Source organism: Phytohabitans sp. LZ39 (assembly GCF_059359075.1).
Map to the genome: position 1 here is coordinate 23,859 of NZ_JCADBM010000015.1, position 23,433 is coordinate 47,291.

The 23,433-nt window shown below is 71.6% G+C and carries 20 protein-coding genes; 7 read left to right on the forward strand and 13 right to left on the reverse strand.

Annotation, left to right across the window (positions count from 1 at the left end; all coding sequences use genetic code 11):
• Positions 1-110: 110 nt before the first annotated feature.
• Positions 111-575 (reverse strand): winged helix-turn-helix domain-containing protein, encoded by a 465-nt coding sequence (locus AC5L36_RS26590; protein ID WP_441222996.1) that lies wholly within the window; start codon positions 573-575, stop codon positions 111-113.
• 125 nt (positions 576-700) lie between these two features.
• Between AC5L36_RS26590 and AC5L36_RS26595 the strand changes: the two genes are divergently transcribed.
• Together AC5L36_RS26595 and AC5L36_RS26600 are read left to right on the forward strand one after the other, a co-directional pair.
• On the forward strand, positions 701-1,576 hold the full coding sequence (locus AC5L36_RS26595) for a CE1 family esterase (RefSeq protein ID WP_441222997.1): 876 nt from the start codon (positions 701-703) through the stop codon (positions 1,574-1,576).
• A gap of 24 nt (positions 1,577-1,600) precedes the next feature.
• Entirely contained in the window at positions 1,601-2,266 is a 666-nt protein-coding gene (locus AC5L36_RS26600; RefSeq protein WP_441222998.1) for a hypothetical protein, read from the forward strand.
• A 67-nt stretch (positions 2,267-2,333) separates the two neighbouring features.
• On the opposite strand, the gene AC5L36_RS26605 is transcribed toward AC5L36_RS26600, so the two are convergent.
• Positions 2,334-4,550, reverse strand: coding sequence for a CATRA conflict system CASPASE/TPR repeat-associated protein (locus tag AC5L36_RS26605; protein ID WP_441222999.1), 2,217 nt, complete (start codon positions 4,548-4,550; stop codon positions 2,334-2,336).
• A gap of 368 nt (positions 4,551-4,918) precedes the next feature.
• On the opposite strand from AC5L36_RS26605, the gene fxsT (AC5L36_RS26610) reads away from it, so the two are divergent.
• The 5 genes from fxsT (AC5L36_RS26610) to AC5L36_RS26630 all read left to right on the forward strand — a co-directional run bounded on the left by fxsT (AC5L36_RS26610) (position 4,919) and on the right by AC5L36_RS26630 (position 10,963).
• A complete protein-coding gene (fxsT, locus tag AC5L36_RS26610; RefSeq protein ID WP_441223000.1) occupies positions 4,919-7,747 on the forward strand; it encodes an FxSxx-COOH system tetratricopeptide repeat protein in 2,829 nt (942 codons plus the stop codon).
• Positions 7,748-7,924: 177 nt separating this feature from the next.
• On the forward strand, positions 7,925-9,103 hold the full coding sequence (locus AC5L36_RS26615) for an FxsB family cyclophane-forming radical SAM/SPASM peptide maturase (RefSeq protein ID WP_441223142.1): 1,179 nt from the start codon (positions 7,925-7,927) through the stop codon (positions 9,101-9,103).
• Complete coding sequence (locus AC5L36_RS26620) at positions 9,100-10,380, forward strand: HEXXH motif domain-containing protein (protein ID WP_441223001.1); 1,281 nt, start codon at positions 9,100-9,102, stop codon at positions 10,378-10,380. Before AC5L36_RS26615 ends, AC5L36_RS26620 begins: the two co-directional genes overlap by 4 nt.
• 116 nt (positions 10,381-10,496) lie before the next feature.
• Complete coding sequence (locus AC5L36_RS26625) at positions 10,497-10,682, forward strand: FxSxx-COOH-like cyclophane-containing RiPP peptide (protein ID WP_441223002.1); 186 nt, start codon at positions 10,497-10,499, stop codon at positions 10,680-10,682.
• 98 nt (positions 10,683-10,780) lie between these two features.
• Entirely contained in the window at positions 10,781-10,963 is a 183-nt protein-coding gene (locus AC5L36_RS26630) for a hypothetical protein (RefSeq protein ID WP_441223003.1), read from the forward strand.
• A gap of 7 nt (positions 10,964-10,970) precedes the next feature.
• Here the strand turns inward: AC5L36_RS26630 and fxsT (AC5L36_RS26635) are convergent, their stop codons facing one another.
• The 11 genes from fxsT (AC5L36_RS26635) to kynU all read right to left on the reverse strand — a co-directional run bounded on the left by fxsT (AC5L36_RS26635) (position 10,971) and on the right by kynU (position 23,430).
• A complete protein-coding gene (fxsT, locus tag AC5L36_RS26635) occupies positions 10,971-13,928 on the reverse strand; it encodes an FxSxx-COOH system tetratricopeptide repeat protein (RefSeq protein ID WP_441223004.1) in 2,958 nt (985 codons plus the stop codon).
• A gap of 99 nt (positions 13,929-14,027) precedes the next feature.
• Positions 14,028-15,074 (reverse strand): amidohydrolase family protein, encoded by a 1,047-nt coding sequence (locus AC5L36_RS26640; RefSeq protein WP_441223005.1) that lies wholly within the window; start codon positions 15,072-15,074, stop codon positions 14,028-14,030.
• Positions 15,071-15,595 (reverse strand): 3-hydroxyanthranilate 3,4-dioxygenase, encoded by a 525-nt coding sequence (locus tag AC5L36_RS26645; RefSeq protein ID WP_441223006.1) that lies wholly within the window; start codon positions 15,593-15,595, stop codon positions 15,071-15,073. Before AC5L36_RS26645 ends, AC5L36_RS26640 begins: the two co-directional genes overlap by 4 nt.
• Positions 15,596-15,607: 12 nt before the next feature.
• Positions 15,608-16,006: a RidA family protein gene (locus AC5L36_RS26650; RefSeq protein ID WP_441223007.1), complete on the reverse strand. Its 399-nt coding sequence runs from the start codon at positions 16,004-16,006 to the stop codon at positions 15,608-15,610.
• On the reverse strand, positions 16,003-16,713 hold the full coding sequence (locus AC5L36_RS26655) for a 2-keto-4-pentenoate hydratase (protein WP_441223008.1): 711 nt from the start codon (positions 16,711-16,713) through the stop codon (positions 16,003-16,005). The genes AC5L36_RS26650 and AC5L36_RS26655 overlap by 4 nt, the downstream gene beginning before the upstream one ends.
• The gene (gene dmpG, locus AC5L36_RS26660; protein WP_441223009.1) at positions 16,710-17,720 is read right to left on the reverse strand and encodes a 4-hydroxy-2-oxovalerate aldolase; all 1,011 of its coding nucleotides are present in this window, start codon (positions 17,718-17,720) and stop codon (positions 16,710-16,712) included. The genes AC5L36_RS26655 and dmpG overlap by 4 nt, the downstream gene beginning before the upstream one ends.
• Positions 17,717-18,613, reverse strand: a complete 897-nt coding sequence (locus AC5L36_RS26665; protein WP_441223010.1) for an acetaldehyde dehydrogenase (acetylating) — start codon at positions 18,611-18,613, stop codon at positions 17,717-17,719. The genes dmpG and AC5L36_RS26665 overlap by 4 nt, the downstream gene beginning before the upstream one ends.
• Entirely contained in the window at positions 18,613-19,392 is a 780-nt protein-coding gene (locus tag AC5L36_RS26670; RefSeq protein WP_441223011.1) for a 2-keto-4-pentenoate hydratase, read from the reverse strand. The genes AC5L36_RS26665 and AC5L36_RS26670 overlap by 1 nt, the downstream gene beginning before the upstream one ends.
• A complete protein-coding gene (locus AC5L36_RS26675; protein ID WP_441223012.1) occupies positions 19,389-20,894 on the reverse strand; it encodes a 2-hydroxymuconic semialdehyde dehydrogenase in 1,506 nt (501 codons plus the stop codon). Before AC5L36_RS26675 ends, AC5L36_RS26670 begins: the two co-directional genes overlap by 4 nt.
• On the reverse strand, positions 20,891-22,216 hold the full coding sequence (locus AC5L36_RS26680) for an FAD-dependent oxidoreductase (RefSeq protein WP_441223013.1): 1,326 nt from the start codon (positions 22,214-22,216) through the stop codon (positions 20,891-20,893). Before AC5L36_RS26680 ends, AC5L36_RS26675 begins: the two co-directional genes overlap by 4 nt.
• Positions 22,213-23,430 (reverse strand): kynureninase, encoded by a 1,218-nt coding sequence (gene kynU, locus AC5L36_RS26685; RefSeq protein ID WP_441223014.1) that lies wholly within the window; start codon positions 23,428-23,430, stop codon positions 22,213-22,215. The genes AC5L36_RS26680 and kynU overlap by 4 nt, the downstream gene beginning before the upstream one ends.
• Positions 23,431-23,433: the final 3 nt, after the last annotated feature.

Here is a 23,433-nt window from a genome sequence, read left to right on the forward strand (position 1 = left end):
ATGGCAGCGGAGGCCGGGGATCTCGGCTCGCCCCGCGAGCCGCCGGCCGCCGCGGTCTCCGGCGGGAGCGGCGGCCCGCCGCTGACGCGGACCCGGGAAATCGTTTCTCGCTAGGCCGCGGTGAGTCTGAAGCCGACGCCGCGTACAGAGTGGATGGTCGCGGCGGACCCCAGCTCGGCGAGCTTGCGGCGGATCCGGCGGACCACCGAGTGGATGTCCGAGCCGCGGCCGAGGTGCTGGTTGCCCCAGACCTCCTGGTGCAGCCGCTCGTAGGTGAAGACCTGGCCCGGCGCGTCGAGCAACCGGTGCATGAAGTCGTGCTCCAGCCGGGTCAGCTCCACCTCCCGGTCGAGCCAGCGCAGCACCCGCCGGTCCGAGTCGACGCTCAGGTCCGTTTTCGACGTGGCGTCCGTGGTCGTGCGTGGCACGGCCGCGTCGAGGATCTCGCGCGCCTGCTCCACGCTGGCGACGATGAGGAACGCCTCCGTCCCGCCGAGCAGCTCGGCAAGGTGCCGACGCTCGGCCTCCGACGGCGCGATCCCGATGATCAGTGGCACGGCAAGGTCTCCACTCATCCCCAACCCCTCCCCGCGAGCACGATAGACGTAAGGATGCGACTCGATATGACACGGCGGGGTTACAACGAGTGTCTTGAATGCGCCATGGCGCATGTCCGACAGCTTCAGGCAGGATCGTGGCCATGAGAAGGCTCGCGCTGGTGGTGCTGCTGTTGCTGGCGGGGTGCTCGTCGTCGTCGACGCCTGCCACTGAGGACGTGGAGCTCGAGCTCGACGGCCGGCCCTTCCGCCTGCACGTGCCGAGCACCGCCCCCGACAAGGCGCCGCTCGTCGTGCTCCTGCACGGCTACACGTCGAGCGCCGACGAGCAGGAGTCGTACTTCCAGCTCACCGCCGAGTCCGACCGCCGCGGCTTCCTCTACGCGACGCCCGAGGGCACGACTGACCAGCGCGGCGAGCGCTTCTGGAACGCTACGCCGGCCTGCTGCGACTTCTACCGGTCCGGTGTGGACGACTCGGCCTACCTCGCGCGGCTCATCGACACGGTCGCCGCGAAGCACCCGATCGACCCCGCGCGGGTCTACTTCGTCGGCCACTCCAACGGCGGCTTCATGGCGCTCCGCATGGCCTGCGACCACGCCGACCGGGTCACCGCCGTGGTCTCCCTGGCCGGCGCCGCCACCGCCGACCCGGCCGCGTGCGAGCCGGCCCGCCCGGTCAGCGTCCTCCAGATCCACGGCACGTCCGACCGCACCATCCTCTACGAGGGCAGCACCACCGGCGGCCGCCGGTACCCGGCCGCGAAGGACACGGTAGCGCTGTGGCGCGGGCTGGACGGCTGCGCCGACCGCGCGGGCACGGCCGCCGCACCGATCGACCTCGACTCCACGCTCCCGGGCGCCGAGACCACGGTGACCTCCTGGCACGAGGGCTGCCGGGACGGGACGCGGGCCGAGCTGTGGTCGATCGAAGACGGCAGCCACATCCCCGCGCTGACCCCGACCTTCGCCACGGCGGTGGTGGATTTCCTCCTCGCGCGGTCCGCCCCGGCCCGGTAGCTCGGATCGGCTTTACTCGGAGGCGTGGATCATCTCGTTCCGGCACTCCTCGGCCTCGGCGGCGTCCTGCTGGTCGCGCTCCTGGTCCTGGCCGTCGTGCACGGCGTCCGCCAGGAACGCCGCCGCGTCGAGGCCCTGCGGGCCTGGGCCCACGCGCACCAATGGCGGATCGTCGACTCGCCGCAGCCGGTCGGGTGGACCTCCCGCGTGCCCGGCCGCAACCGCCGGGGCGTGTCGCGCGCGCTGGTCGGCGTGCAGCAGGGACATCACGTCAGCGTCGCCGAGTACCGGTACACGGAGACGACCTCCACGAGCAACAACAGCACGTCGTCGACGACCCACCATTTCATCGTGGTGGTCGTCCACCTGGACCGGCCCGGCGCCACGATCGCGGTGCAGCACCGCGGCGCCCTGTCCAAGCTCGGCCGCAGCATCTTCGGCGACCGCGCCACGGCCCTCGGCGACGAGCGGTTCGACAGCCGGTGGCGGGTGAGCGCGGACGACCCGACCATCGTGCGCGGCTTCCTCGGCCCGGCGCTGGTGGCGGAACACATCGCCGGGCGGGTGCCGCACTGGAGCCTGCAAGGCACGGAGCTGGTGACGTACGAACACGGGCGCCTCACCGACCCCTCGCGGATCCCGGCGCTGGTCGCGCCACTGCTGCGGGTAGCGAGCCTGCTGGGGCGGTGACGCCCGCGCTACCCGCTCTCCTCGGCGGCGCCACCGGGTGCGGCGTTCGGCCTCCCCGGCGGGGCGCTCAGCCGCCGACGCGGCCGCCGTGCGGGGTGATCGGCGGGCAGCGGCGCAGGAGCGCGCGGGTGTACGCGGCCGCCGCCGCCGAGGCGTACCCGCGCCACAGGTGGCCCAGGCGCTGGTCGCCGTAGTCGCTGATGCCGCGGATCACGAGCCAGTCCCGCCCGCCGGCGAACGCGGACGAGCCGATGCCGGAACCCTCCATCTCGATCGCCCGCAGGTCGAACTCCCGGGCCAGAGCGTCGCGGCGGGCGGCGTTGCGCAGCGAGCGGTTGGCCGACCCGATCCGTCCTTCGTGGACCTTCGGCAGACCGGGCCGGTGCCCCGACACGGCGGGATCGGGATGCCGCACCTGCCCGGCGTCCGGGCCGTCGTGCGCGTAGAGCCGGTCGGTCGCCGGGTCCGGCCGGGCGAACCCGGGCAACTCCCGCAGCAGCACCACCAGCTCCTCCTCCCACGGCCGCTGCCCCCGCAACGCCGCGGCCATCAACCCTTTCGCCCGATGCGTCAGCAACGCGGACGGCTGCGGAAACCCCTGCCGCAACGTGACCCCGTCGGGCCGGTCGACCACGTGGTCGTAGTCGACGATCCCCCACGTCGCCACCACGACGTCACCGAGCCGCACGTGCCGGTGCGGGTCGACGGGCGCGGGTACGCCGGCGGCGATGCCGACCATCAGGATCTGGTCGACCGACTCGAAGCTGCGCATCATGTTCGCCACCGCCGTAGCGGCCCAGTTGGTGCCGGTCTCGGTGAGCAGGGTCAGCACGACCGGGTGCGGCCGGCCCGCCGCGGCGCTGGGCATGGTCCCGCAGACGTATTCGGCGGGATCGCCGGCCACCGACCACTCCTCGACGCCGTCGACCAGCGCGGACATCGCCGCGAACTCCTCCGGCAACGCCGTGACCAGCCCGATCACCGGCTGCACCGGCGCCTTGCCGGCGGCGACCCGCGGCCCACGGTCCAGCAGGTGCTGTGCCCGCCGATGCGCGTTCGACATGTACCGCACGTCGTCGGCGAGCAGCGACTCCACCCACGCCGCGCACCCCCGGTCGTCGGCGAACAGCCCACCCGCCGGGGTGCCGCCCCACGGATCGATCGTCCGCAGCACCGTGTCCATATTGGACCGGGCAATCTCGACGGTGAGCTTCATGTCGGCCAGCCGGGTCAACAGGACCGTCATCTCGGTCGCCGTGGCACGACCGGCCAGCGCGGCCCGCAGCGAGACCTCGGCCGCCTGCCGGACCCGCAGCTGGTAGCGCACCTTCGCCGCGTCGAGCAGGTATCGGGCCAGCGGCGCCAGCTCCGCCTCGCCGCGCCACCAGGCCAGCGCGCTCATGTCCCGCTCGCGATCCGGCGTCGCCAGCGCGAGGATGCGCCGCTCCCGCCGCGCGTGCCCGTCGAACGGAGGCAGCTCCCACAGCACGCACCCGTCCACCAGGACGCCGTCGTTCCACAATGTCCCACCGTCCGGGGTGAGGTCCGCGGCGAGCTCCGCCGCCAACTCGACCGACGGCCGCACCGGAGGACCACCGCGCCGGGCCGCCGGATGCGTGCCGATGTAGAGCCGGACCACGCCGACCATCTCCTCGGTGCCGCCGGCGGCGACAGCGGCCCACTGCGCCTCCCACTCCTCCCAGGTCCGGGGCGGCGCGTCCGGGTCGGCCAGCCAGCCGATCGACAGGCTGAGCACGTCGTGCTCGCGGCGCAGGATCGCCTGCACCCGCCGATCCGCACTCTGCTGGGCCGCGACCACCGGCCCGGCGGGCAGCTCGGCGCACTCGTCCGGCAGATCCGTGGGCGGTCCGCCGCGGCCGATCCCCTCCGTCGTGCGGAGCAACGTCCGGGCAGCCGTCCACATTCGCCGGACCTGCTGGTACGCCAGCTCGCGCCGCGGCCCGTCCAGCGGCGCGAACACGTGCACGACAAGCTCCTGCCGGACCGCCACGTCGGTCGCCCGCGGCGGTGGTGGCGGCTTGGCCGGACGGCGCGCGGCGGTCGGCCCGCGCCGGCGACTCGGCGAGGCGACGGTCAGCCTGTGCACCAGCATGTTGGCGCGCAGCCGCGGCGATCGGTGTGGTTCGGCCGGGCGGGCGGACCGCGGGTCGCCGGGCGTCAGCCGGACCGGGTTCAGCGCCTGGAGGGCCGCCGCGGCGTCCTCGCACACCGCCGGCAGCCACCGCGAGATCACGCGCGCCATGAACCGGCTATTCACCGACATCTCTCGGAGATGGTCGAACCGGCGAGCAACCGAGGGCTGAATCGATCTTTCCGGGCGGCGATCCGACGGGACCGTCAGGAATGCAATTTGCAAAGGCGGCGCCGGAACCGGTCGGGTTTTCAGCGGATTCTCGAATCCGGTCGCTACGTGATATCCGCAGGTCGGACCGGGCTGCACTAACGTATCCACATTTCTATGGTGTGCCATGAGCGCACCCCCGGATCAGTTTCTGCCGGTCACCTACAAAGCTTTACAAGGTGTTCCTGGCACTGCCTCGATATGGAATGCTGTTTCTGCCAGAAATTGACGTTAGTTGTCAGCTGGCGGCCAAGCGACGGCAGTGATTCGCGGACCAGGGAGCGTGGCAGGTGACGCAGGACCTCGTCGCCGAGCTGCAACTGCTGCACCGCGCCGCCGGCCGCCCGTCGTATCGCCGGATCAGCTCCGAGGTCCGCAGACAGAACCAGATGCCTGACACCGTCAGCCACGAGACGGTCAGCGCCATCCTCCGCGGCGAAGGACTCGCCCGATGGTCCAAGGTGGAGTGTGTGGTGCGGTACCTGGCCGCCATGGCCGTCCATCGGCCGAACCAGGACGAGGAGGTGCGGCGGTTTCACGCGCTCTGGCTGGCCGCCTCGGACCGGCTCGCGCGGGCGGCACCGCCCGCCGTCGATCCCCCGTCCACACCGACCGCACCGCCCGCCGCCGCCCCGCCGGACGCCCCGCCACCGCCCGCCGGCGTGGCCCACCTGGGCCTGGCACCGCACCGCACCCCGGCCTTCACCGGACGCGACGACCTGCTGGAGCTGATGAGGACCCGACTCGTCGGCGAGCCGTGGCAGCCCCTGGTCCTCTACGGGCTCGGCGGCGTAGGTAAGACGCAGCTCGCGGTGGAGTACGCCCACCGGCACGCCGAGGAGTACGACCTGGTCTGGTGGATCGCCGCCGAAGACCGCTCACGGGTGACGGCGTCGCTGGTCGCGCTGGGCGAGCGGCAGGACTGGCCGACGAGCTTCGATATGGCGCAGACAGTTACCACCGTGCTGAGCCGTCTGGAGCTCGGCAGCCTACGATGGCTGGTCGTCCTGGACAACTCCGGTGCGCCGGAGGAGCTCGCGCCGCTCGTTCCGGCCGCGGGTGGCCACGTCGTCGTGACGACCCGCGACGTGGCTTGGCTCGACTCGGGCCGTTCGATCGAGGTGGACGTTTTCGCCCGCCGGGAGAGCATCGAGCTGCTTCGGGCGCGCGGGCACGACATCAGTTTCGACGAGGCGGACCAGCTCGCCGACCGTCTCGGCGATCTGCCGCTGGCGCTCGAACAGGTGGCCGCCATGCAGTCGGCGACGCGGACCCCGGTCCGGGAGTATCTCCGCCAGCTGGACGAGCGTGCGACCGGGCTGTTGGCCGCGGCGGAGCCGGGCGAGTACCGCGCGACCGTGGCCACCGCCTTCGCGGTCGCCGCCGACCACGTGCGTGCCGAGTCGCTGGCCGCCGGCCAGCTTCTGGAGCTGCTGTCCTGCCTGGGCGCCGACCCGATCCCGCTGTCCCTCCTGCGCCGCGCCGGAGGTCGGGTCCCACCGCCGCTGGGCCGGCTGCTCGCCCAGCCCGATCTGCTCGACGAGGCGGTCCGCCTGGTGCGCCGGTACGGGCTTGTCAAGCTCCTCGATGGTGGCCAGGCCCTCCAGGTACACCGGCTGGTGCAGGCGATCGTCCGCGACGCGTTGCCCACCCGCGTCCGCGAACGGGCGTACCACAACGCCCGCCGGCTGCTCGCGGTGGCCAATCCCGGCAACCCCCTGGACCCCTTGACCTGGGACATGCACGCGCAGATCGGCCCGCACCTGCGACCCGCGCGCGCCATGGAGGTGTCCGATCCGGACAGTCGGAAGGCGGTGGTCCACCAGGCGACATATCTGTACGAGATCGGAGACTTCGAGGGCAGCCGCCGGCTCAGTCACGAGGCGTGGACCACGTGGACGCGGCAGGGCGGCCCGGAGGACGCCCAGGTGTTCGCGTGCCTACGCCGGCTCGTCGCCGCGTTGTACGCCCTCGGCCGCTACGGCGAGTCGCGCCGGCTGGCCGACGAGGCGTGGCAGCGGCTGCTCGCCGACCCCGAGTACGGTCCCGACCACCCGTCGACCCTGGAGATCGCCGACACCACCGCTGTCCTGCTGCGGGTGTCCGGCCGGTACGCCGAGGCGCTGAGGCTCGACCAGGACCGGGTCGAGCGCTACGGCCGGATCCACGGTGATGCCCACCCGCACACCCTGGCGGCCCGTAACAACCTGGGTGCCAGCCTCCGGGCGATGGGCGACTTCCGCACGGCGTACGACCTCGACACGGGGCTCGCGGAGGTCCGCCGCCGGTCGCTCGGCCCGGACGACCAGCGCACGCTCCTGTCACTTTCCAATGTGGCCCGCGATCTCTACGGGCTCGGTAGGTACGCGGAGGCGTTGGAGCTTCAGCGGACCGTCTGGCCGGCGTACCGCGAGCGGCTCGGCGACCGGCATCCCCTGGTGCTCAGTGCCTGGCGCACCATCGTGCTCGGCCTGCGGAAGACCGGCCAGGTCACCGCGGCGCTGGAGGACGCCCGCCGGCTCTATCTCGTCACCCAGGGTCACGTAGGCGCCGACCATGAGCTCAGCCTCGCCGCGATGATGACGTACGCCAATACGCTGTGCGCGGCCGGCGACCTGGGTCAGGCGTGGAATGTAGCCACCGACGCGATGTACCGATATCGCCGCCATTTCGGGGAGCGTAATCCGCTGAGCCTGGTCGCGGCCGCGAACCAGGCCATCATCCTGCGCGCGATGGGCGAACGGCGTCGCGCCCGGCAGTTCGGTGAGAGCAGCTTCTACAGGCTACGCCAGGTGCTCGGCCAGCAGCACCCGTACACGATCGCCGCCGCCATCGGTGTCGGCAACGACCTGGTACTCGCGCACGAGACAGAACGCGCGCGCCGCCTACTCGCCAGCACGCTCGACGACGCGCGGCGGGTTCGCGGTGAGCGGCACCCAGAGACGCTGGTGTGTGCGGTCGACCTCGGCTTGCTCGCACCGGCGGGCACTCCGGACGCCGACCTGCTCGGCTCGGCCATAGCGGAGCTGCGGCGGGTGCTCGGCCCGGAGCACCCGCTGGTAACCGCCGCCGCCGACGGGCATCCAGGAGAGTCCGAAATAGAACCCCCGCCTGCGTGATTCGCCGGACCGCCGAACGTCGAGACACTAATATCCCCTGCGGGAGGATTACGTGAACTGTGGCTTTGTCTTGCTGCCCGCGAGGATGGCCTGACCGTGCCTCCTGATGGCGTGCCGCTGGGGCTCCCAGTGGCTCTTGGTCCGGCTGACTGGCCGTCGACGCTTGACGTGAACGCGATGCGGGCCGGCGGCTGGCGACCGACGCCCTTTCGGGACGTCGTGTTGAAGGTGCACCAAAGGTGCGACCTCGCCTGCGACTACTGCTACATGTACACGATGGCGGACCAGTCGTGGCGGGATCGCCCCCGGGTGATGGCGCGGGAGACGTGGCTCGCGGCGGCCGGCCGGATGGCCGAGCACGCCCGGATACACAAGCTCGACGCCATGCGGCTCGTCCTGCACGGTGGCGAGCCACTGCTCGCCGGCACCGACCGGTTGGGCCGGCTGGTCTCCGACTTCCGCGACGCGTTCGACGGCCTGTGCCGGCTGCGGATCCGGATGCAGACCAACGGTGTGCGGCTCACGGCCGACGTCCTCGACACGCTGTACGAGCAGGGTGTCACAGTCGGGGTGAGCCTCGACGGCAGCCCTGTCGACAACGATCGGCACCGCCGGCGCGCCGACGGGAAGAGCAGCTTCGCGGCGGTCGACCGCGCGATCCGGCTCCTGAGTGCCCCCGAGTACCGGTCGGCCTTCGCCGGGCTGCTCTGCACGGTCGACCCGGACACAGATCCCGTCGCCTGCTACGAGGCGCTCATCCAGTACGGGCCGCCCACAATCGACTTCCTCCTGCCGCACGCCAACTGGTTGGACCTGCCGAAGCGTGCGGCCGGCGCAGGCCCTACCCCATTCGGCGACTGGCTGGTCAAGGCCTTCGATCGTTGGTCCGGCGCGCCCCGGGAGGAGACGAGGGTAAGGCTCTTCGAGGACGTCATCGGGCTGATCCTGGGCGGCCGCGGTCGCTCGGAGCAGATCGGCCTCAGCCCTGTCGCGGTCGTCGTGGTGGAGTCCGACGGAGCCATCGAGCAGGTCGACTCGCTCAAGTCGGCATACCACGGGGCCTCCGCGACCGGTTTGACGGTTTTCGCCAACACCCTCGACCAGGCTCTCGAGCACCCCGGAATCGTCGCCCGCCAGATCGGCCTCGCCGCGCTCTCCGCCACCTGCCGGGACTGCCCCGAGCACACGATCTGCGGCGGCGGGCACTACGCCCACCGCTACCGCCCGGGTACGGGTTTCCTCAACCCGACCGCCTACTGTGCCGACATGCTGCGACTCGTCCAGCACGTCAAACGACGCGTACACGCCGACGTCGACATCGACAACCTGCGCGCCCGCCTGGAAACCAACCCATGATCACGTTCCATGACCTGCCAGCCGAAGCGTTCGCCGGCCTGGCTTCGGGGCTCGGCGGTCCGGCGGCGGTGAGGCATCTCGTCCGCGTCCAACACAGCAAGCACCTGCTGCTGCTCCGGTACCTCGCCGACGCGTACTCCGGCGACCCGAACCGCGCGGCCGCGGTGGAGGTGTTCGGCTGGGCCCAGCGGCGCGACCCGGACGAAGTCGCCTACCTGATGACCGATCCGATGGTCGGCGCCTGGGCGGCACGGACCACCCGGCGGCTCACCGGTGAAGAGGTGGAGCATGTCGGCCCGCTCGAGGCCGACCTCGCACAGCTGGGTGCGGTGGCCGCCGCCGCCGCGCGCCGCACCGGGATGGACGCCGAGATACGGACGCGGACGCTGGTCGGCACCGTCACGCTGCCGACGCTCGGGAACGCCTTTCTGGACTCGGACGGTCCCGCTGTCGTAGCGGTCAGCGGCGGCCAAGCCACGATCACCGCCGGCACGACGAAGGTACGGGTCGCCGAGGGCGAGCCTGGCTGGCGGGCGCTGCGCCGCCTTGTCGCCCGCCATGACGGCTTGGACGGCTCGCTGGCGCTGGAGGACACCAACCCGTACCGGAACTGCTACCACGCGCCGCCGGCGGACCGGCTGCCGGAGGGCGATTTCCGGCGGTGGCAGGAGTTGCACGGCGAGGCGTGGCCGATGCTGGCGAAGTTCGTCCCGGAGCGCGCCGCCGAGCTGGCCGCCGGGCTGCGCTCGGTGGTGCCGCTGGTGACGAGGGACGACGGCGTGGCGCGCAGTGCGACCGCGCGGGACGTGTTCGGGACTCTGGGCCTCGCCCGGCCCCGCACCCCCGCCGACCTGGCCGTCACGCTCGTCCACGAGTTCCAGCACTCCAAGCTGAGCGCGCTGCTCGACCTCGTGCCGCTCTGCCGGCCGGACGGGCGGGAGGGGCATAACGTGCTGTGGCGTTCGGACGCCCGGCCCACCGGCGCTCTACTCCAAGGCGTCTACGCGTTCCTGGGTGTGGCGGACACCTGGCGCGGCCTCCGGTCGGCTCCCGGGCTCGAGGAGTCGGCCACCCGCGAGTTCGCGTTCGCGCGCGAACAGGTCGCACACGGCGTCGCCGAGTTGAAGAGCTCGACGGAGCTGACGCCGGCGGGTCATGCCTTCGCGGAGGGCCTGCGGCAGTCGGTGGACGCGCTCGGCGCCGAGCGCGTGCCGGCGCCGGCGGCGAGATGGGCGGTCGAGGCCGTGGAGCGACGGCGGCGGACCTGGGCACGCTAGCCCGAACCACCATCGAGGAGATGGGTGACACGATAGGCTGCCAACCGACAGGCGGCATGGTGCCAAAAAGCCTGCGTCCCTATCATTCTGTCTCGACGCGGCGGAAAGGCACGGACATGGCGGAAGCGGAGCGCCCTCCCGCTGAGGGCGACGGTGTCACACCCATCGCCGACCTCACCGCGCACTCTCTCGACGACGTGCTCGGCTCCGGCGAGTCCGCGCTGACAAGCTCGATGCGGCGCCTCGTGGAGGATATGCGCCAGTCCGGCGAACACTACGCCGCGCACGGCAGCACCACCTGACTTCGGCGTGGCAAACTGGCGTGTCGCACCCCGCCCGTTACCGTGGTGGCTGCCAAAACCACCGTGGGACGAGACGGAGTGGCACGATGCCCGAGGGCGTGGACGTTCTGCGACACGAGCCGGCGGCGATACCCGACCTCACACGCTGGTCGATAGACGATGTTTTCGACGGCGGGCATCCGATGTTGACGGTCATCACGGAGCAGTTCGTGTCGCGCCGGCAGCCCACGGAGCGGTACACGGCGTATGACGCCGTGCCGCCGTCGACCCTTCGAGACTGAGCGGCCGCTACGTCGGCGCCGGCTCGATGTCGGATTCGGCCCGGCGTCCCTCGCGCGCGGCCACCGTCTCCGGATGGTCGGCACCGAGCAGCGCGGCGAGCGCTGTCACCGCCTCGTCGATCAGTGACCGGCCTTCGTCGCCCCGACCTGTCGACACCGCGTCCAGCCCCGCGTTGACCGCACAGGCCACTGTGTACGGATGCGGCTGGCCGCGGGCCCGCTGCGAGATCTGGAGGGTCGCCGCGGAGAGTCGCCGCGCCGCCTCGAACTCGCCCGCCAACGCGAGGTCGTTCGCGAGGCCGACGGCCGCACTCAGTGTGAACTCGTGCTCGGGTCCGAGCACCTCGTTCATCCGGGCATGGGCACGCTCGTCCAGCTCGCGTGCCTGCGCCAGCTGGCCCAGTTCGCGCAGCACGATCGCGAGGTTGACCGCCGCCGTCAGTGCGAGCGGGTGGCCCTCCCCGAACACGAGGACGTACTGGTCCATCGTCGCCGCCGCGCGACCGTGCGCGGCGGCCAGGTCGCCGGTGACGCGGAGCGTGTTCGCGTGGGTCATCGCGGCTGCGAGGGCATGCTCGTGCTGGGGCCCGTACCGCCGCTCGCTGTCGCGGTCGTGCTCGGCCGCTGCCGCCAGCGCCTCCTCGTACCGGCCCGCCTTCCGCAGTGTGATGGCGAGCGTGCGGCTGGCCAGCAACACGTTCGGATGTGCGGCACCCAGCTGCCGGCGAAACGGGGGAACGACCTTCCGGATGAGTGCGAGCGCCTCGGCGTAGCGACCGAGGCCGTACAGGTCACGCGCGAGGTTGGCCTGGGCGAAAAGCAACCGGCGGTCGTCTTGGCCCACCGCCCGCTGCCACGTGCGGACCACATCGGCGTCGATCCGGTGAGCTCCGGCGAAGTCGCTCAGCATCCGAAGGTTGACGGCGAGGTTGGTGCGGGCCCGGAGCGTCCTCTCGTGCTCGCCACCGAAAACCCTCAGGTGCCGATCGACGTTTTCCCGGTCCCACTCCATGGCCTCACGAAAAAGACCGGCGACGCGCAGACTCACCGCGAGCCCGTCCACGGCGGCCAGCGTGTACACGTGGTCCGGCCCGAACGCGGGATGGTGCCGCAGCCGCTCGAACGCGCTTCTGGTGAGACTCCACGCCCGGTCGTTGAAACCCAGCTGCCGCAACGTGATCGCGAGGCAGAGGGTGGCGCGCAGGGTCAACTCGCCGTCCGGCCCGAGGCTCCGCACTCCTTCAACCTTCGACCACACCTGGACCGCCGCCTCCGCCAGACGCCGGCAGCCTTCGGTGTCGCCGGTGATGTTCAGGTATCGCGCCTGCTCGAGAAAGGCGCGGCGGGCGTCGAGCAGGTCGGAGTCAATCAGACCGGCCGGACCGATGTGCGGCCCCAACTCGGCGTAGAACGGCCAGGTGGCCTGGTCTATCGGATCCCCGGGGTTCGCCGCCGCCAGCAGGCGCTGCACGTTGCCCAGGCCACGCTGGGCCGCCTCTTCTCTCAGCTCGTCCCGCAGTACCGCCTGGAAGAGCCGGTGCACGTGGATACGTTGGTCCGGGTCGACCTTGGCCAGACCGTACCGGCGCAGATCGTGGATCACCCGCTCCCAGGCGACCGGGTCGCGAAGCGCGGCACCCAGCGCCGGCGAGACACGCGCGTCCTTGCCCCGCCGCAACAGCTCGCCGGAGATCGGCTCCGCGCCGAGGAACGCGAACATTTCCAGCAGATCGGCCACCGCCGGCGCGGCGTCCCGCAGCCGCTTGATGGTGAGCCGCACGAGCGCGACGATCGTGGGACGGAGCGACTCCGGCCTCGACAGCTCGTGCACCTGCTGGTCGAGCTCCGCGAGGTACTCGGTAACCGACAAGCCGGTGGCGACCTGACACGAGACCGCCTGGTCCAGCGCGAGCGGCAGGTCACCGAGCCGGGCCGCCAGACGGTCGGCGTCCGCCGCCGACATGCTCCCGCTCCGCTTCCGGAGCAACTCGATGCTTTCGGCCCGCTCGAAAACGCCCACCTGTATCGGGTCCCAGACCTCCGACCAGGTCTGGTCGCGCGAAGTGAGCACGACGTGGCCGCCCCGGACGGGTATCAGCCGGGTGATGTCCTCCGGCTCGTTGGCGTTGTCGTAGATCAGGAGCCAGCGCAGCGAGCTGGCCGCCAGCTCCTCCAGCACGAGACTGGCGGCCTGCTGGAGGTCCGCGGTCGCGGGCGTGTCGAGGCGCCGGCCGAGCTCGTGCAGCGACTGGAGCACAAGCGACTGTTGCTCGGAGGGAATCCACCAGACGATGTCATAGCGGTCCGCGTACCGGTACGCGTATTCGGTGACGAGCTGCGTCTTTCCCACACCGCCCATCCCGTGCGGCACGCGCGGCAACACCGAGGCCTTGGAACGCCGCTCCAACGCCCGCTGTAGGGCGAGCAGGAGACCCGCCCGGCCGGTGAACGCGGCGTTGCGCGCCGGCACACCGCCCCAGATCGGCAGCCGCCTGCCGCTCTCCTGGGGCGCTCCGGTCGGCTCCCGCACAGCCGATGCGCTCCGGCCGATCACCGTGACGGCTCCCGACTCCCCCCTTGACAAGATCCGCTGCGAACCATTATTGGGTGGTGTCTCGTGTTTCGTGGGGTTTTGTCGGAGCCAGTGCCGGACGGTGGAACGATCGGTGCCACTGGCGGCGGCGGCCACGTCGATCCATCGGTCGATCTCCGCGGCCAGGCCGCTCGGAGCCTCCGCACCTATCCTGGCGGCGAATGCCAGCAACGGCGGAATCCCGGCCGCATCAGCCGACATCGCGGCGATGCGCTCGACGACCGCGGCGGTGTCGTGCCACGGAAGATCGTCCTGAGTGGGCCGGAGCGTCTCGCCGGCCACCGCGAGCTGCGCGGGCGTCACAGCATCGAGCAGGCGAATCAGGGCGTCGCGGAGATGACCCGCGAACGCGGAGTGTTGCTCGCCCGTCACACCCCGAATCTAATCTACAGATCTCATATGGGACCAGTCAGCAAATCGTGTGGCGGATGACTGTACGATAGTTGGCTTGAACATTCGCACCAGAAAACGTCAGTTCCTGTCAGGTTCCGGACCGCTAGCCGGATCTGACGCGCGGTGTCCCAGAAATCGTGCGGCATTGGCGCTCATGAGTTTCGTCCGTTGTTCGTCGGTCAGGAATTCGGACTTGCGCACCACCTGACCCGCTGGGCGCTCGCCGAGTGGGTACGGGTAGTCGCTGCCGACCATCACCCGGTCTTCGCCGACCACCGAGACCAGCAGGCGCAATGCCGGCTCCTCGAACACCACACTGTCCACATAGAAGCGCCCGAGGTAGTGGCTCGGCGGGTGCGCCGAGCGCCCCCGCACCAGATCCCCCCGCCGGTGCCAGGCGTTGTCGGCCCGGCCGAGCCAATACGGGAAGCTGCCCCCGCCGTGCGCGAAGCAGATCCGCAGCGAATCGGGCACCTCGTCGAAGACGCCGCCGAGGATCATCGCCAATAGGGAGAGGTGGGTCTCGGCCGGCATGCCGGTCAGCCAGCGGGCCATCCACCGGTCCAGCCTGGGGCTGTCGGGCATGTCCCACGGGTGTACGAACACGGGCGCTCCCACCGCCGCGCAGTGTTTGAGGAACTCCACCACACCTGGGTCGTCGAGGTCGCGGTCGCCTACGTGGTTTCCGATCTCTACGCCGGCGTGGCCGGCGGCCAGGCAGCGGTCTAGCTCCGCGCTGGCGGCGTCCGGGTCCTGCAAGGGGACCTGGCAGAACGGGATCAGCCGGTCGCCGCCCGCGGCCGCGCACTCCAGCACGAGGTCGTTGAAGATGCGGGCGACGCGAATCGCCTGGTCCGTCGGGCGGTCGTAGGAGAAGAAGAGCGGGGTGGGCGAGACCACCTGGACGTCGATGCCGTCGGCGTCCATGTCGGACAGTCGGGTCGGTGCGTCCCAGCAGGCGGATTGGATGGGCCGCCACTCGCGCTCGCCCAGCATGAGCATGGCGGCGCGCTCGTTGTCTACGCGGAGCCAGGGCCAGCCGGTCCCACCGCACTCGGCGGCCAGGTCCGGCCAGCCCTTGGGCACGACGTGCGTGTGCACGTCGTACACCGGTCGGTGCGTCATCCCTTGCCCGGGTGGAGCGTGCCGCACTTGTCGCAGGTGCGGGCGGTCTCGTCGGCGTAGAACGCCTGGAAGACCGGGGGCAGGTCGACCACGATGTCGCGCACCTGGAGCTCCACCTCGTGCACCAGGTTGCCGCACTCGGGGCAGTACCACTGGAACTTCTCCAGCGTGCCCTCCTCGCGGACCCGTTCCACGACGAGCCCGACCGAGCCCTCCTCGGGGCGCTGCGGCGAGTGCGGCATGTTGCCCGGCAGCACCCACATGTGGCCTTCCTTGATGTGGATGGTGTCGGGGCCGTCGGGCGTCATCACGTTGAGGTGCATGTTGCCTTTGATCTGATAGAAGAACTCTTCGTAGGGGTCGACGTGGAAGTCGGTGCGCTGGTTGGGTCCGCCGACCACCATCACGATGAAGTCGGACCCCGTCGGAAACATCTGCTTGTTGCCCACCGGTGGCTTGAGCAGATGCTGGTTTTCGGCGAGCCAGCTCGGGAAGCTCACCGGTTGCGCGACCTCGGACATGGCAACTCCCTTTTACGGTAGAAGGGCCACGGCTTGCATCTCGATCAGCAGGTGCGGGTGTGGCAGCTGGTGCACGGCGACGGTGGTGCGGGCCGGTCCGGTCTCGTCGAAGAACTCGGCGTACACCTCGTTGTAGCCGCCGAAGTCGTTCATGTTGACCAGGTAGGTGGTGACCTGGGTGAGGTCGCGGAGGTCCGCGCCGATGGAGCGGAGGATCTCGCGGATGTTCTCGATGACGGCGCGGGTCTGCTCGCGGATGTCCAATGTGGTCGTGCCCAGCTCGTCGACGGCGGCGCCGGCGATGGTGTTGTCCGGCCGGCGGCTGGAGGTGCCGGAGACGAACGCGAAGCCGCCCGCGACCTTCACGTGCGGGAAGCGGCCGCGTGGGCGGGCCATGCCGTCGACGATCATGCTGTCCGCACCGCCACCGTGCCGAGGCCCTCGACGACCGCGCGCACATGGACACCAGGTGCCAAGGGGACCGCCGCCGTGGCCGCGCCGGCTAGCAGCACCCAGCCCGGGTCGACCTTGCCTGCGAGGCGGACACCCCAGGAAACCGCCCGCCGCGGGTCGCCCAGAATCGCCGCCGTCGATCCGATCTGGACCACCCGGCCGTCGACTTCCAGCAGCACGCCGAGGTTGTCCAAGCCGCCAGGCAAGGGCTTCCAATCCCCGATGGCGAACGCCGCCGCGGAGGAGTTGTCGGCGATGACGTCCGCCAGCGAAAACTTGAAGTCGGCGTACCGGGAGTCGATGATCTCCAACGCCGGGGCCACGGCCGTGGCGTTTCCGGAGGCGTCGAGGAGGAAGGCCACCTCGGGCTCGATCCGCGGATGGATGTAGCCCGAAGTGTCCACAGTGGCGCCGTCGGCGATCGCCATCGCATCGGTCAGGCGGCCCCAGATCACTTCGTCGACGCCGACCTGTGCCATCTTCGCGCGGCTGGTGAGGCCCAGCTTGATGCCGACGAGCCGCTCACCCCGGGCGAGCCGCCGCGCCACGAGGGCCTCCTGCACCGTGTAGGCGTCGGCCGCGTCCAGCCCGGCGGCGGAGACGATCTGCGGGATGGCCACACCGTCACGCGCCGCCGCGTCGAGCCGCTCAGCCAGGTCGCTCACCGTGCGCCCTCCTTCACCAGATCGAGCGCGACGTCGACGATCATGTCCTCCTGACCGCCGACCATGCCGCGGCGGCCGAGCTCGACGAGGATCGTGCGCACGTCGACGCCGTAGCGGTCGGCGGCGGCCTCGGCGTGCCGCAGGAAGCTCGAGTACACGCCCGCGTAGCCGAGCGAGAGGGTCTCCCGGTCGACCCGCACCGGCCGGTCCTGAAGCGGGCGGACCAGGTCGTCGGCCGCGTCCATCAGCGCGAACACGTCGCACCCGTGCGCCCACCCCATCAGGTCGGCGGTGGCGGCGAAGACCTCGAGGGGTGCGTTGCCGGCGCCGGCGCCGTGCCCGGCGAGGGCCGCGTCGACGCGGGTCGCGCCGTGCTCGACGGCGACGACCGAGTTGGCCACGCCGAGCGAGAGGTTGTGGTGGGCGTGGACGCCGATCTGGGTCGCCGGGTCGAGCACCTCGCGGTAGGTGTCCACGCGCGCGGCCACGTCGCGCATCAGCAGCCGGCCGCCGGAGTCGGTCACGTACACGCAGTGCGCGCCGTACGACTCCATCAGCTTGGCCTGCGCGGCGAGGCCGGCCGGGTCGTTCATGTGCGACATCATCAGGAATCCGGACACGTCCATGCCGCTTTCCCGGGCCCAGCCGATGTGCTGGGCGGCGATGTCCGCCTCGGTGCAGTGGGTGGCGACCCGCACGCTCGTCACGCCGAGGTCGCGAGCGGCGCGCAGGTCGTCGATGGTGCCGATGCCGGGCAGCAGCAGCGTGGTGAGCGTGGCCCGCTGGACCACCTCGGCGGCGGCCGCGATCCACTCGGCGTCGGTGTGCGCGCCGCGCCCGTAGTTGAGGCTCGAACCGGCGAGGCCGTCGCCGTGCGCCACCTCGATGGCGGCGACCCCGGCGGCGTCGAGCGCGGCGGCGATCTCGCGCACCTGGTCGACGGTGAAGCTGTGCCGCGAGGCGTGCATGCCGTCCCGCAGCGTCACGTCCTGGATGTAGAGGCTCATGCGAACGCACCCCGCAACGCCACCATGCGCTCCGCGGTACGCAGGGCCGCCGACGTCATGATGTCCAGGTTTCCGGCGTACGCGGGCAGGTAGTGCCCGGCACCGGAGACCTCCAGGAAGACCGTCACCTGTAGACCGTCCGGGGTGGACGCGAACTGCACGTCCTGCTTGAGGCGGTATCCGGGCACGTACTGCTGGACGCTTGCCACCATCTCCCCCACCGACGCGGCGATCCGCTCCCGGTCGGCGGATGGGTCGGGACACAGGCAGTAGACGGTGTCGCGCATCAGCATCGGCGGGTCCGCCGGGTTGAGCACGATGATGGCCTTACCGCGGCCGGCCCCGCCGACCACCTCCAGGGCCCGCGCGGTCGTCACGGTGAACTCGTCGATGTTCGCGCGGGTGCCGGGCCCGGCCGAGCGGGAGGCGATGGCGGCGACGATCTCGGCGTACCCGACCGGCGTGACCGCGGCGACGGCGGCGACGATCGGCACCGTGGCCTGACCGCCGCAGGTGACCATGTTGACGTTCGGCTCGCGCAGGTGCTGGTCGAGGTTGACCGGCGGCACCACGTACGGGCCGACGGCCGCCGGCGTCAGGTCGACCACCAGCCGCCCGTGCTCGCGGAGCACCTCCGCGTGGCGGTGGTGCGCGCCGGCCGACGTGGCGTCGAGGACGATGCCGACGTCGGCGAACTCGGGCATCGCGACGAGCCCGTCGATGCCGCCCGCCGTCGTGGCGACACCGAGCCGCCCGGCGCGGGCCAGGCCGTCGGACTCCGGATCGATGCCGGCCATGGCCACCATTCTCAAGGATGTGGAGAGCCGCAGGACCTTAATCATCAGATCGGTGCCGATGTTGCCCGAACCGATGACCGCCACCCCGGTCGTCATCACACCGCCCCCTTGTCGAAGCAGGCGCGCACCGAGCCCAGCCCGGAGATCCGCGCCTCGTACGCGGCGCCGGGAGTGACCGGCACCATCGGCCCGAGCGCGCCGGAGAGCACCACGTCACCCGCGCGCAGCGGTTGCCCGGCGGTGGCCAGGGTGGCCGCCAGCCACGCGACGGCGTGCAGCGGGTTGCCGAGGCACGCGGCGCCGGCGCCGACCGAGACCGGCTCGCCGGCGTGTTCCAGCACCGCGCCGCACAGCCGAAGGTCCACATCGGAGAGCCGGACGGGGCGGGTGCCGAGCACGAACAGGCCGCTGGACGCGTTGTCCGCGACCGTGTCCACGATGGAGATGTCCCAGCCGGCGACCCGCGAGTCGACCACCTCGATGGCGGGCAGCAGGTGGTCGGTCGCCCGGATCACGTCGACCGTGGTCACTTGTGGCTCCACGAGGTCGGCGCCGAGCACGAACGCCACCTCGGCCTCGACCCGCGGCTGCAAGAGGCGGTCGAGCGCGATCTCGGCGCCGTCGGGTACGGCCGCGTCGGCCATCAGCACGCCGAAGTCGGGCTGGAACACGCCGAACGTCTCCTGCACCGCCCGCGCGGTCAGGCCGATCTTCGCGCCGACCTGGCGGCGACCGGCGGCGAGCCAGGCGTCGACCTGCTCGCGCTGCACCGCGTACGCGGCGTCCACATCGCCCACCGGGATATGCGTTCCACGCAGCGGTGGGCACGGGACCCCGGTCCGGTAAGCCTCGGTGAGAAGAGCCGCTGCGGTCATGACAGGTCCACGCAGACGTTGGTCAGCTCGGAGTAGAAGGCGAGCGAGTGCACGCCACCCTCGCGCCCCACGCCGGACGCCTTGACCCCGCCGAACGGGGTGCGCAGGTCGCGCAGAAACCACGTGTTGACCCACACGATCCCGGCGTCCAGGCCGGCGCCGGCGCGGTGCGCCCGCCCGACGTCGCGGGTCCAGACCGTGGCGGCCAGGCCGTACTGGCTGTCGTTCGCCAGCGTGAACGCCTCCTCCTCGTCGTCGAACGGTGCGATGTGGCACACCGGTCCGAAGATCTCCTCGCGGTTGGTACGGTCGGCGTTGGACAGTCCGGTGAGGACGGTCGGCTGCACGTACGCGCCGCCGTCGCGGGCGTCGCCGAGCGCCGGCACCCCGCCACCGGCCACGACCGAGGCGCCCTCGGTGCGGGCCAGGTCGTAGTAGCCGAGCACCTTCTCGCGGTGCTGGCGGGAGATGAGCGGCATCGTGCCGGTGCCCTCGTCGGACGGCCAGCCGAACGGCAAGGCCGCGGCGCGCTTGCCGAGCCGCTCGACGAACTCGTCGAAGACCGGCCGCTGCACGTACAGCCGCTCGGTGCACAGGCACACCTGGCCGCCGTTGGTGAAGCTGGAGCGGACCGAGCCGTCGACCGCCGCGTCGAGGTCGGCGTCGGCGAAGACGAGCCCGGCGTTCTTGCCGCCCAGCTCGAACGAGACCGCCTTCACCCCGTCGGCGGCGGCCCGCATGATGGCGCTGCCGGTGGCCGACTCGCCGGTGAAGGTGATCGCGTCGACCCCTGGGTGGCGGGTCAGGAACTCGCCGGCCGAGTCGGGACCGAAGCCGTGTACCAGGTTGAAGACGCCGTCGGGGACGCCGGCCGCGGCCATCACCTCGGCCAGCACCGTCGCGGAGGCCGGTGTCTCCTCGGAGGGCTTGACTACGACGGCGTTGCCGCACGCGAGCGCCGGGGCCACCTTCCAGGTGAGCAGGAGCAGCGGCAGGTTCCACGGCACGATGACGGCCACGACGCCGGCCGGCTTGCGCACCGCGTAGTTGAGCGCGCGGCCGCCGTCGGGCGTGACCGTGGTGAACGACTCGGTCGGCGCGGCGGAGACGATGTCGGCGAACGCCCGGAAGTTGGCCGCCCCGCGCGGCACGTCGAGCGTCCGGGCCTGGCTCACCGGCTTGCCGGTGTCGGCGACCTCGGCGGTCACCAGGTCGTCGAAGCGCCGGTCGAGCTCGTCGGCGATCCCGCGCAGCACCGCCGCCCGGTCCCGCTCCCCCAGCCGGCCCCACGGCCCGCGCAGCGCGGCGCGCGCGGCGGCGACGGCGGCGTCCACCGTGGACTGATCGGCCTCGGCCACCTCGAAGATCTGCTCGCCGGTGACCGGTGAGACCTTCGAAAAGGCCCGCCCGGACTCGAAGCGCCCACCGACGAAGTTGCGCAGCTGGCCGGGCGACCCGACCGGGCGGCCGGTCGTCGCCAACCGTGGATCCCAGAGCGTCATGCCGCCCACCTCCGGATGCCCACGGCGGCGAGCCCGGCGCCGGCGAGGAGCGCCGCGACGCCCACGGCCCGGTGTTGCCACTGGACGCGGCGGCGCACCTCGGCGTACGGCGTGTTGGAGAACGACACAAGCTCGTAACGGGAGACGTAACGGCCGGGCAGCGCGCGTTCCAGGGCGTGCTCGACACGCTTGCCGAGGCGGAAGACGGGTGAGGCGACCTTGTCGCGCATCTCGACGAAGTTGGCGAGCGCCATCTCGGCGATCGCATCAGCGTCGTCGCGGCGCCGCTCGTGGAAGAGCGGCAGCGCCCGCGTCCAGTCGTCGCCGGTGCCGTCCAGGCACCGGTCCAGCTCGACGACGTCTTCCATCGCGCAGTTGGCGCCCTGGCCGTAGAACGGCACGATCGCGTGCGCCGCGTCGCCGATCAGCCCGACCCGGCCGTGCGCGTGCCACGGGTCGCAGCGCACGGTGCCGAGCAGCCCGACCGGGTTGTGCTGGTAGTCGTCGACGAGGTTGGGCGCGAGCGGCACGAGGTCCGGGTAGTGGGTGGCGAAGTGCCGCTCGACCGCCGCCGGGCTGCTCAACGACGCGAAGCTGCGGGTGCCGCCGTTGGGCCAGAAGAGCGTGCAGGTGAACGAGTGGTCCGGGTTGGGCAGCGCGATCATCATGGACGTGCCGCGCGGCCAGATGTGCAGCGCGCCCGGGTCGAGCGCGAAGTCGCCACCGGCCGGCGGGATGGTCAGCTCCTTGTACCCGTAGTCGAGGAAGTCGAGCGACTCGGTGAGCGCGTCGTGGGCGAGGAGCTGGCCGCGCACCGCGGAGCCGGCCCCGTCCGCGCCGAGCACCACGCCCGCCGCGGCCTGCACCTTCCCGGAGGCGGTCTCGAAGACCATGTCGCCGGTGGCCGGCTCCAGCCCGACGAGCTTGTGGCCGAAGACGACCCGCACGCCAGGCGCCCGCTCGGCGGCGTCGAGCAGCGCGTTGTTGAGGGCGCCGCGACTGATCGAGTTGATGGCCCGCTGACCGTCCACACTGTACTGCTGGAAGTCCAGCTCGCCCTCGACCGGGTGGATCATGCGGCCGCGCATCGGCAGCGCGTCGGCCATCACCTGGTCGGCGAGGCCGATCTGGCGCAGCGCGTTGAGCCCGCGCTCGGACAGCGCCAGGTTGATCGAGCGGCCCCGCTCGGGCTGGCTCGTGCGCGGGTCGGGCCGCCGCTCGTACACGGTGACCCGGTAGCCGCGCCGGGCCAGGAAGCACGCCATCAGGCAGCCACACAGACCCGCGCCGACGACGGCCACATCGGAGTCAGACACCGTCACACCTCCTTCGTGACCGCGGCCAGCGCACGCGCCGCGCGCCAGCAGTCGTGGTACGTGGAATAGAGCGGCACCGGCGCGAAGCGCACGACGTCGGGCTCGCGCGCGTCCGCGATCACGCCGTGCTCGTGCCGCAGCCGGCGGGTGACGTCGCCGGCCGCGCCGTCGGGGATCCGCACGGAGAGCTGGCAGCCGTGCCGCTCCGGCGCGCGCGGGGTGGCCACCTCCAGGAACGGGACCGCCTCGTCGAGCAGCTCCCGCAGGTATCCGGTCAGCCGCAGGCTGCGGGCGCGCAAGGCGTCCATGCCGACCCGGTCGAAGATCTCCAGGGAGGTGCGCACCGGACCCATCGAGAAGATGGGCGGGTTGGAGACCTGCCACGCGTCCACTGTGGTCGGTGGCCGGGCGACCGGCGCCATCTCGAAGCGGGTGGCCGGATCGGTGCTCCACCAGCCCTCGAAGCGCGGCAGTGTGGGGTCGGCCAGGTGCCGCTCGTGCACGAACGCGCCGGCGAGGGCTCCCGGCCCGCCGTTGAGGTACTTGTACGAGCACCACGCGGCGAAGTCGACGTCCCAGTCGTGCAGGCGCAGCGGCACGTTGCCGGCCGCGTGCGCGAGGTCCCAGCCGACCACGGCACCGGCCGCCCGGCCGGCGCGCGTGATCGCGGGGATGTCCAGCAGCTCGCCGGTCAGGTAGTTCACGCCGCCGAGCAGTACCAGCGCGACCCGGTCGCCGTGCGAACCCAGGTACGCGAAAACGTCCTCGGTGCGCGCGAGGCGTACCACGGTGGTGTCCGGGTCGAGGCCGTGGAAGCGGGCCTGGCTGCGGACCGCGTAGCTGTCGGAGGGAAAGGCTGTGTCTTCGATCAGGATCTGGGTGCGGTCGCCGGCCGGCCGGTAGAACGAGACCATCAGCAGGTGGAGGTTGACGGTCAGGGAGTTCATCACGACCGCCTCGGTGGGCAGCGCGCCGACGAGCCGGGCCGCCCGCTCGGTCAGCAGCTCGTGGTAGGGCAGCCACGGCCGGCCGCCCTCCAGGTGCCCCTCGACGCCGAGCCTGGCCCAGTCGTCGAGGTCGGCCAGCAGCTCCGGCACGGTCGCCTTGGGCTGGAGGCCCAGCGAGTTGCCGGCGAAGTAGGCGGTACCCGGCGGGATGTGGAAAAGCTCGCGGTGGCCAGGATCGGCCTCGTCCCGGCGGAGGGCGTCGTCCCCAGTCATCGC